Annotated in this window: 7 protein-coding genes; 3 read left to right on the top strand and 4 right to left on the bottom strand. The window is 74.2% G+C overall.

Annotated features, from left to right (window positions below):
* Window positions 1-91 precede the first annotated feature (91 nt).
* Window positions 92-1,759: an alkaline phosphatase D family protein gene (locus tag ABZ385_RS25385; RefSeq protein ID WP_358913303.1), complete on the bottom strand. Its 1,668-nt coding sequence runs from the start codon at window positions 1,757-1,759 to the stop codon at window positions 92-94.
* 89 nt (window positions 1,760-1,848) lie between these two features.
* A complete protein-coding gene (locus tag ABZ385_RS25380) occupies window positions 1,849-2,499 on the bottom strand; it encodes an HNH endonuclease family protein (protein ID WP_358700356.1) in 651 nt (216 codons plus the stop codon).
* 496 nt (window positions 2,500-2,995) lie between these two features.
* Between ABZ385_RS25380 and ABZ385_RS25375 the strand changes: the two genes are divergently transcribed.
* The 3 genes from ABZ385_RS25375 to ABZ385_RS25365 all read left to right on the top strand — a co-directional run bounded on the left by ABZ385_RS25375 (window position 2,996) and on the right by ABZ385_RS25365 (window position 5,485).
* Complete coding sequence (locus tag ABZ385_RS25375) at window positions 2,996-3,574, top strand: TMEM165/GDT1 family protein (RefSeq protein ID WP_358913301.1); 579 nt, start codon at window positions 2,996-2,998, stop codon at window positions 3,572-3,574.
* Between the two features lie 268 nt (window positions 3,575-3,842).
* Window positions 3,843-4,517 (top strand): HAD family hydrolase, encoded by a 675-nt coding sequence (locus ABZ385_RS25370; RefSeq protein ID WP_358581742.1) that lies wholly within the window; start codon window positions 3,843-3,845, stop codon window positions 4,515-4,517.
* A 269-nt stretch (window positions 4,518-4,786) separates the two neighbouring features.
* The gene (locus ABZ385_RS25365; protein WP_358701632.1) at window positions 4,787-5,485 is read left to right on the top strand and encodes a tectonin domain-containing protein; all 699 of its coding nucleotides are present in this window, start codon (window positions 4,787-4,789) and stop codon (window positions 5,483-5,485) included.
* Between the two features lie 355 nt (window positions 5,486-5,840).
* On the opposite strand, the gene ABZ385_RS25360 is transcribed toward ABZ385_RS25365, so the two are convergent.
* Both ABZ385_RS25360 and ABZ385_RS25355 read right to left on the bottom strand, forming a co-directional pair.
* Window positions 5,841-7,223: an APC family permease gene (locus ABZ385_RS25360; RefSeq protein ID WP_358913300.1), complete on the bottom strand. Its 1,383-nt coding sequence runs from the start codon at window positions 7,221-7,223 to the stop codon at window positions 5,841-5,843.
* 41 nt (window positions 7,224-7,264) lie between these two features.
* The gene (locus ABZ385_RS25355; RefSeq protein ID WP_358913299.1) at window positions 7,265-8,155 is read right to left on the bottom strand and encodes a peptidoglycan-binding domain-containing protein; all 891 of its coding nucleotides are present in this window, start codon (window positions 8,153-8,155) and stop codon (window positions 7,265-7,267) included.
* Between the last annotated feature and the right edge of the window lie 417 nt (window positions 8,156-8,572).

Below are 8,572 nucleotides of genomic sequence, written 5' to 3'. Positions count from 1 at the left end.
CAACGGCTCGATCACCGCCCACGACTCATCTGTCAGCTCATGACGACGCACCACGAACAGACCAACGAGCCAACCACTTTGCGGACACGCCCTAGGACAGGCGTCGTTCCTCCGTCGTCTCCAGGCGGGCCTCGGCGCCGCGGGTCCGCCGGGCCTGCTCCAGGCGCAGGAGGCAGGTGCGGCCGCGCAGGGTCAGGGTCATGAGCTGGTTGCCGAACCAGGGGCCGCCCGTGCGCCGCCAGTCGATGCCCGCCTGGGTGACGTCGGCGTGCCGCGCGAAACGCCGGCCCAGCGCCCGGCCGACGCGGCTCCAGCCGAAGCGGAAGCCGAGCGTGACCGAGGTGGGGATCGAGTTGTGGACGGGGGAGCAGGTCAGCTGGAGGACATGGGCGTCGGGGCCGGTGCCCTTGGGCCAGGCGGGCTCGGCGACATAGGCGTGGTGGACGTCCCCCGAGAGCACCAGCACCGTCGCGGGCGCGCCCTCACCCGTGCCCGCCTCGGCGACCAGCGCGGTCAGCGCCTCGAAGGACGCCGGGAAGGCCGGCCAGTGCTCCAGGTCGGCGCGGCGGCGCAGGTTCTCGCCGAACCGGGCCCAGCGCTCGCCCCGCTCCCCCCGGCACAGCGCCGAGGCCCAGCCCTCGGCGTCGTGGATGAGGTGCGGCAGCAGCCAGGGCAGGGACGAGCCGATGAGGAGGTGGTCGAAGCCGCCCGCGCCCTCCACCGCCTGCTCGCGCAGCCAGCGCGCCTCGCCCGCGTCCAGCATGGCGCGCTCGTCCTCCCGCAGCACGCGGGCCGCGCGTGTGTCGACCATCAACAGGCGTACGCGCCCGAAGTCCCGCCGGTAGCTCCAGCGGGTCGAGGCCGGATCCTCGTCGGCGGCCGCGGCGAAGGCGCGCAGCGCGTCCGTGCCGTCGGGCGTGGCGCGGACGGCGGCGTAGACGTCGTCGCTCTCCAGTTCCGCCGGCCGCAGGTTGCCGAGGTGCTGGTAGACCCAGTACGACATCAGGCCACTCAGGATGCGCTCGCGCCACCAGGGGGTGGCCCGCATGTCGGCCACCCAGGCCGCACTGGTGTTCCAATCGTCGATCACGTCGTGGTCGTCGAAGATCATGCAACTCGGCACGGTGGACAGCAGCCAGCGCACCTCCGGGTCCAGCCAGGACTCGTAGTAGAGGTGGGTGTACTCCTCGTAGTCGGCGACCTGGGCGCCCGGCGGCTCGGAGAGGTCCCGGCGCGCGGCGAGCCGGCGCCGGATCGCCTGGGAGGTCTCGTCGGCGTACACCTGGTCGCCGAGGAGCAGCAGGACGTCGGGGCGGGCGGCGGTCGGGTCGGCGGCGATGCGGGTGGCGAGGGTGTCCAGCGCGTCGGGCCCCACGGGGTCGTCCCCGCCGGACGGCGGCGCGGCCCAGCGGCACGAGCCGAAGGTGACGCGCAGCTCGGCGGTGCCGTCCTCGGCGAGGGTGCGGATGGTGCTGGCGGGGAAGCGGGAGTCGGGCAGGGGCCAGACGACGTGCGCGCCGCCCCCGGGACCCTCGGCGCCGCCCAGCCGCACCTCGTACGCCGTCTCGGTGCCCGGCGTCAGCCCGGTGACCGGGATCAGGGCGTAGTGGTGCCCCGCGACCTGGAAGGTGCGCGCGGAGCCGCGCGAGCCGTCCGCGCACCGCACCTCGGCGGCGCAGGGCCCGTCGGTCTCGACCCAGACGGTCGCCGAGGCGCCGTCGACATGTCTCAGCAGTGGACCGAGCCGCAGCCGTGCCACAGGCGATCACCCTCCTCCGTCGTCCCCGTACGGTACGGAACGACGGAGGCCGGTGGGGCGATTCCGGGGTGTCCGGCTGGGCCGGGGGCTCAGCAGCCGCTCAGGATCGAGGTCAGGGCGCTTTTCTCGGCGGGGTCCACCGTGAGCTTGTAGTGCTGCTTCACGTCGACCCACATGCGGGCGTAGAAGCAGTGGTAGGAGGCCGTGGGCGGCATCCATTCGGCGGGGTCCTGGTCGCCCTTGGCCTGGTTGACGTTGTCGGTGACCGCGATCAGCTGCGGCTGGGAGAGGTCGTTGGCGAAGCCCTGGCGCTGCGCGGTGGTCCAGCCGCTGGCGCCGGAGCGCCAGGCCTCGGAGAGCGGCACGACGTGGTCGATGTCGATGTCGGAGGCGGCGGTCCAGGTGGCGCCGTCGTAAGGGGACTTCCAGGTGCCGGAGACCGCCGCGCAGGCGGCGTCCTGCTGGACGTTCGTTCCGTCGCGCTTGAGGACGACCTCGCGGGTGTTGCAGGTGCCGGACTGGGTGCTCCAGTGCGGGAACTTGTCCCGGCTGTAGCCGTCGGAGGAACCTTCCGCCTTGACGGTCAGCTCGCCGAGGTAGGTGCGCGCGGTGGCGGCGCTCACCGGCTCGGGGGGAGCGGCCTGGGCGGGGGTGCCGGTGGTGAGGACGGCCGCGCAGGCCAGCAGGGCGGTGGCGCCGAGAGCGGCCGTGCGGTGTCGACGCGCGTAGACAGAGGACATGTGAACTCCCTTGACATGGGGGGACGTTGACCGGTGGGGCGGCCAGGCTCGTGGGGCGGGATGGCCGGGGGGTGTGTGTCTGATGACAGGGTCGCGTCAATCAGGTGGAAAGTTCAATGGTTCTGGCGCGCCGTCATGTGCATTGCGTGGGGCGGGAGTTGCGTTCGAGTGATCCAGGTCACTTGGCGTCGCTCCGGCGCGGGCCGAAAGACCCTGGCCGCGTGTCGTGCGCCGTCCCGTACGATGGACGGCGCAGAAGGGGAGTAGCTCTTCGCCGGACCGTCGACATACTGCTCAGCTCGTCTGAGCCGGCGCCCGGAGGCAGGCCCCGTGGGGCCGGCCAGCGAGACCTTCGGCAAGCAGTGCGGGCACGCGCGAACCGCGTGTGCCCGGACGCGTACATCCGTGCGCGTCCGTGTGCGCTGCCGTGCCGAGGTGTCGTACGCGAAGCGGTGGAACACTCTCGGTGGGGCGGCCCCGACCGATTGAGGAACCCTTGATCAGCATCACCGTGACGGCGCTCGTCTTCGGCGTCGTCTTCCTTGCCGAGCTGCCGGACAAGACGGCCCTGGCCGGCCTCGTCCTCGGCACGCGCTACCGCGCCTCGTACGTCTTCGCCGGGGTCGCGGCCGCCTTCACCGTCCATGTGGTGCTCGCCGTCGCGGCCGGCAGCGTGCTGACCCTGCTGCCGCAGCAGCTGGTCCACGCCCTGACCGGTGTCCTCTTCCTCGGCGGCGCCGCGATGCTGCTGCTGAAGGGCGCCGGCGAGGAGGAAGAGGTCAGGCAGCCCGAGGACCAGAGCTTCTGGAAGGTCGCCGGGGCGGGCTTCATGCTCATCCTGGTCGCCGAGTTCGGCGATCTGACGCAGATCATGACCGCGAACATGGCCGCCCGCTACGACGACCCGCTCTCCGTGGGCCTCGGCGCGGTGCTCGCGCTGTGGGCGGTCGCCGGGCTCGGCATCGTCGGCGGAAAGGCGCTGATGAAGCGGGTTCCGCTGGCGCTCATCACGAAGATCGCGGCGCTGCTGATGCTGGGCCTCGGCGTGTGGAGCCTCTACGAGGCGCTTGCGTGACGGCGGTCCGTGCGCTTGCGTGACGGCGGTCCGTGCGCTTGCGTGACCTCGGTCCGTGCGCGTGCGTGATGCGGTCCGTTTTGCCGTCCTTGGCCCATCTGACCTGCGGCGTTGGCTTTTGGCGCGCTTGTTTTGTACCGTGCAGGAACAAAGTGGCTCCGCCCGTACTCCCTGACCGGCGGGCGGGGCCGCCTTGATCCTCCCGTCGCGGGTCCGGCCCGTGGCGGCTCTTCCCGCGGGATCTTCCTCTGCGCCCTGGAGTACGTCGATGACGGCCACGACCGCCGACTCTGCACTGACCGTCCGGGCCGTCCTCCTCGACATGGACGGCACCCTCGTCAACTCGGACGCCGTCGTCGAGCGCTGCTGGCGGCGCTGGGCCGAGCGGTACGGGCTCGACTTCGGCGAGGTCATCGAGGTCGTCCACGGACGGCAGGGGTACGCCTCCATGGCGCTGCTGCTGCCGGACCGGCCCATGGCCGACAACCACGCCGAGAACCGCGAGATGCTCGCCGCGGAGACCGCCGACATGGAGGGCGTCGTGCCGGTGCCCGGCGCGCCCGCGTTCCTGGCCTCGCTGGCCCGGCTGCGCCTGCCGCACGCGCTCGTGACCTCCGCCGACGTGCCGCTGTCCACCGGCCGGATGGCCGCGGCGGGGCTGGCGCTGCCGGAGGTGCGGGTGACCGCGGAGAGCGTGGGCGCGAGCAAGCCGGACCCCGAGGGGTTCCTCAAGGGGGCGGCGGCGCTCGGGGTCGACCCGGCGGACTGCGTGGTCTTCGAGGACTCGCGGGCGGGCATCCTCGCGGGCCGGGCGGCCGGGATGCGCGTGGTGGGTGTCGGCGCACGCGCGGCCTCGCTGGAGCCGACCGTCCATGTGGCGGACCTGACGCGGGTGCGGGTCGCGGATGCGGGGGACGGGGCGTTCCGGCTGACGTTCGGGTGACGCGGGTGCCGGGGCGGTGACCGGACGGGCCGCGCCGTGATGTTCCCGGCGTCAACCTGTCGCCGATGAGTAACCCACACGGGCGACGATCATTCGCGTCGCCCCATGACCGGGTGCGGGCGCCGGTGGCCCAGTCGGGGCGGGCGACCCTCTCCCTAAACGTGCTCTTACGGACAATGAGCTCCCTGCCGTATTAAATCCGCTCAACAGAAGAACCGTTCCGCTGTGGAAGCGTCCTGGCACCACTTCCCAGCGAGAGGAGTCGGCACATGGCCGACTGGAAGCAGATCAGCGGGGCCCTGGTCCGGATCGCGGTGGGCTCCAGGACCAACGTGTGGGGTGTCAACGCGGCGGGGAACATCTACCGCTACACGAACAACGACGCCAGCCCGTGGGCGCAGGTGCCCGGTGGGCTCACCGACATCGGTGCGGGTGCGGACGGCACGGTCTGGGGCGTCAACTCGGCGGGCAACATCTACCGCTACACCGGTGACCAGGAGTCCGGCCACTGGAAGCAGATCAGCGGCGGCCTGGTCCGGATCACGGTGGGGTCGAGGACCAACGTGTGGGGTGTCAACGCGGCGGGGAACATCTACCGCTACACCAACAACGACGCCAGCCCGTGGGCACAGGTGCCGGGTGCGCTCACCGACATCGGTGCGGGTGCGGACGGCACGGTCTGGGGCGTCAACTCGGCGGGCAACATCTACCGCTACACCGGTGACCAGGAAGCGGGCCACTGGAAGCAGATCAGCGGCGGCCTGAAGGGCATCGCGGCCGGCTCCCGCACCACGGTGTGGGGAGTGAACGCGGGCGGGAACATCTACCGCTTCGCGAACAACGACGCGAGTCCCTGGGCGCAGGTGCCGGGTGCGCTCACGGACATCGGTGCGGGTGCGGACGGCACGGTCTGGGGCGTCAACTCGGCGGGCAACATCTACCGCTACACCGGTGACCTGCCCGCCTGACCCACTCGCCGCGCAGAGCGCCCGGCGGAGGGCGTGGCACAGGGCTGCGCCACGCCCCCGGCCGGCGTTTCACCGGGCGCCCTGGCGGGCGTCGGCCGGGCGTCTACCTGGGGCGCCCCGGCGGGCGGCCCGCCAGGCCTTTCCGGGCGTCCGCCAAGCCTCCCGCCGGGTGACCGGCCGGGCGTCTCCGTCATGCGCCTTGTCGGGCGTCCCGCCACGCCCCCCATCGGGCGTGCCGTCGGGTGACCGGCCGGGCGTCCCGCCATGCGCCTTGCCGGCCGCCCCGCCACGCCCCCCGCCATGCGCCTTGCCCGGCGTCACGGCGGGGGACTGGCCGCCCCCGGGGCCGGGTGTCTCAGCGGGCGGCGCGGCGGAGGCGGGCCGCCGCGAAGGCGCCGCACACCGCGCCGACCGCGAGCACGATCAGGCCCCGGAACCACACCTCGCGCTCCACCTGGGTCGCCAGCGCCACGCAGGAGACCGCGCCGAGGAACGGCACCGCCACCGGCGCCTTGAAGTGGTCCCCGACAGGCTGCTCCCCCGCGCTCCCGGCGCTCCCGGCGCTCCCGGCGCCACCGGCGGTTGCGGCGCGTCGGCGCAGTACCAGGGCCGAGGTGTTGACCAGGAAGAAGACCACCAGGAGCAGCAGCACCAGCGTCGAGGCCAGCGTGGCCACGTCGCCGGTCAGGGCGAGCAGCAGGGACAGCGCCGTCGTGGCGGCGATCGACGCCCACGGCGTGCGCCGCCACGGCAGCACCTTCGTCAGGAACCCCGGCAGCAGGCCGTCCCGCGCCATGCCGAACGCGAGACGCGAGGACATGATGCCGGTGAGCAGCGCGCCGTTGGCGACCGCGACCAGCGCGATGGCGCTGAACAGCGACGTGGGGACGCCGCCGGCCTCCCGGACCACTTCGAGCAGCGGCCCGCTGGACTCCGCCAGCCTTCCGGTCGGCACGGCCGCCGCGGCCGCCGCCCCCACCAGCGCGTACACCGCGCCCGCCGTGATCAGGGCACCGAACAGCGCCCTCGGATACGAACGCCGCGGGTCCCGCGTCTCCTCGGCCACGTTGACGGACGTCTCGAACCCCACGAACGAGTAGTACGCGAGCACCGCACCGCTCAGCACCGCCGCCGCGGGCCCGTGGCTGTCGGTGCCCAGCTGCGTCAGCCTCCCCGGGTCCCCGTCACCGCGCAGCACGATCCACAGGCCGAGCCCGATGACGATGAGCAGCCCGCTCACCTCGACGACCGTGGCGACGGCGTTGGCCCGCGTCGACTCCCTGATGCCCCGGGCGTTCAGCAGCGCCAGCGCCGCCAGGAAGACCACGACGACCAGGGCGACGGGGAAGGAGACGAACTCCGTCAGGTAGTCACCGGCGAAGCCGCGGGCCAGTGCGGCCACCGAGACGATGCCGGCGGCGAGCATGCAGAACCCGGCGAGGAACCCCGCGAAGGGCCCGTACGCGAGCGTCGTGTAGTGGGAGGCGCCGCCCGCGCGGGGGTATTTCGTCACGAGCTCGGCGTACGAGGCGGCCGTCAGCAGCGCCAGGCACAGCGCGACGACCAGCGGCACCCATACGGCGCCGCCGGAGTCGGCGGCGATCTGGCCGACGAGGACGTACACGCCCGCGCCGAGGACGTCGCCGAGGATGAAGAAGTACAGGAGCGGGGTGGTCAGGGCCTTCTTGAGCGCCGTCGGGGCGGTGGCCGCCTGCGGCGTGGAGCGGGGATCTTTCACGCAGAGCCGTATACCCGGTGCGGCGTCCTCGACCACGGGACTTATGGCTCCCGTGTCTCCGCCTCCAGGCTGCGCCGCGTCCGGGGGCCGTACTCGCCCGGCCGGTCGGCGGCCAGGCCCCGGGACCACTGGTAGCGCAGTACGGCGGCGGTGACGGCCCGGGTGTACGCGCCGTCCGGCTCGCCCGCGTACAGGCGCAGCTGCGCCAGACGGGCCTGCAGCTCCCTGACCCCGGGGCCCGTGTCGCCCTCCCGCAGGGGCGTCCCGGTGGCCGGTCCGCCGGACCCCGTGGCGTCCACGGAGCCCGTAACGCGCAGGGTCGAGGGCGGTGCGGAGGGAGGCGGCGCGGGCGGCGACGACTGTCTCGGCGGTCCCGAGCGGGTGGGCGAGGCGGACGGCTTCGGCGCGGTCGGCGGGGCGGCGGAGGGCGCGTGGGTGCGGGGCGGGGACGCGGGGCGCCTCGCGGTGGGCGGGGTGGACCCCGTCGGGTGGGCGAGGGCCGGTGCCGGGGCGTCGGGCAGCGCGTGGTTCCGGGTCGGCCGGTCGGCGGCCGACGAGAAGAGCCCGGTCGCGAAGACGGCGGCAGCGGTGACGGCCGCCACCGCGCAGGCCCCGCCGACCAGGACGTACGCCCGTCCCCGCCCGGCCCTCGGGCCGCCGGCTTCGGCGTCCCCGCTCGCCGCGCCCGCACCGGCTTCAGCGGACCCGGCCCCGTCCCCGGCGCCCCGGGGAGCGGACGGCAGGCACCCGGCGGCGGCGGTCGGCAGGGTGGCGGTGCCCGGCGGGGGCGGGGCGGGCAGGGACACGTAGGGGCGGATGCGCAGCGGATCGAAGTCCTCGGCGACCGCCGCCTGCGCGGCCCGCTCCCGCCGGACGTCCTCCCCCGCACGCCCCGCACAGCCGCACACCGAGGCCCCGCCCGGCTCCCGCACGGCCCCGCACCCGGGGCACCGCCCCCCGGGGCCGCCGCAGCCGCACACCGAGGCCCCGCCGGGCCCTCGCAGGGCCCCGCACCCGGGGCACCGCCCCCCGAGGCCGCCGCAGCCGCACACCGAGGCCCCGCCGGGCCCTCGCAGGGCCCCGCACCCGGGGCACCGCCCCCCGAGGCCGCCGCAGCCGCACGCCGAGGCCCCGCCGGGCCCTCGCAGGGCCCCGCACCCGGGGCACCGCCGTCTGTCCGGTTCGGTCATCGTCGTCCCCCAGTCCTCGCTGCCCCGTCCGCCCCGTCCGTCCCGTCCGCCCGAGGAGTCCAGCGAAGTACGCGGGGCCCGGCTTCAACAGGCCATAACCGGTCACACGGACCACGATGGAGGGGGAGCGCCCTCAGCCCCGGGCCGACCCAGGAACCT

The sequence above is a fragment of the Streptomyces sp. NPDC005898 genome (genome assembly GCF_040629635.1).
In the GTDB taxonomy this organism is placed as follows: Bacteria; Actinomycetota; Actinomycetes; order Streptomycetales; family Streptomycetaceae; genus Streptomyces.
Note: the sequence above shows the minus strand (reverse complement) of the source record. Positions and strands in the feature narration are given on the sequence as shown.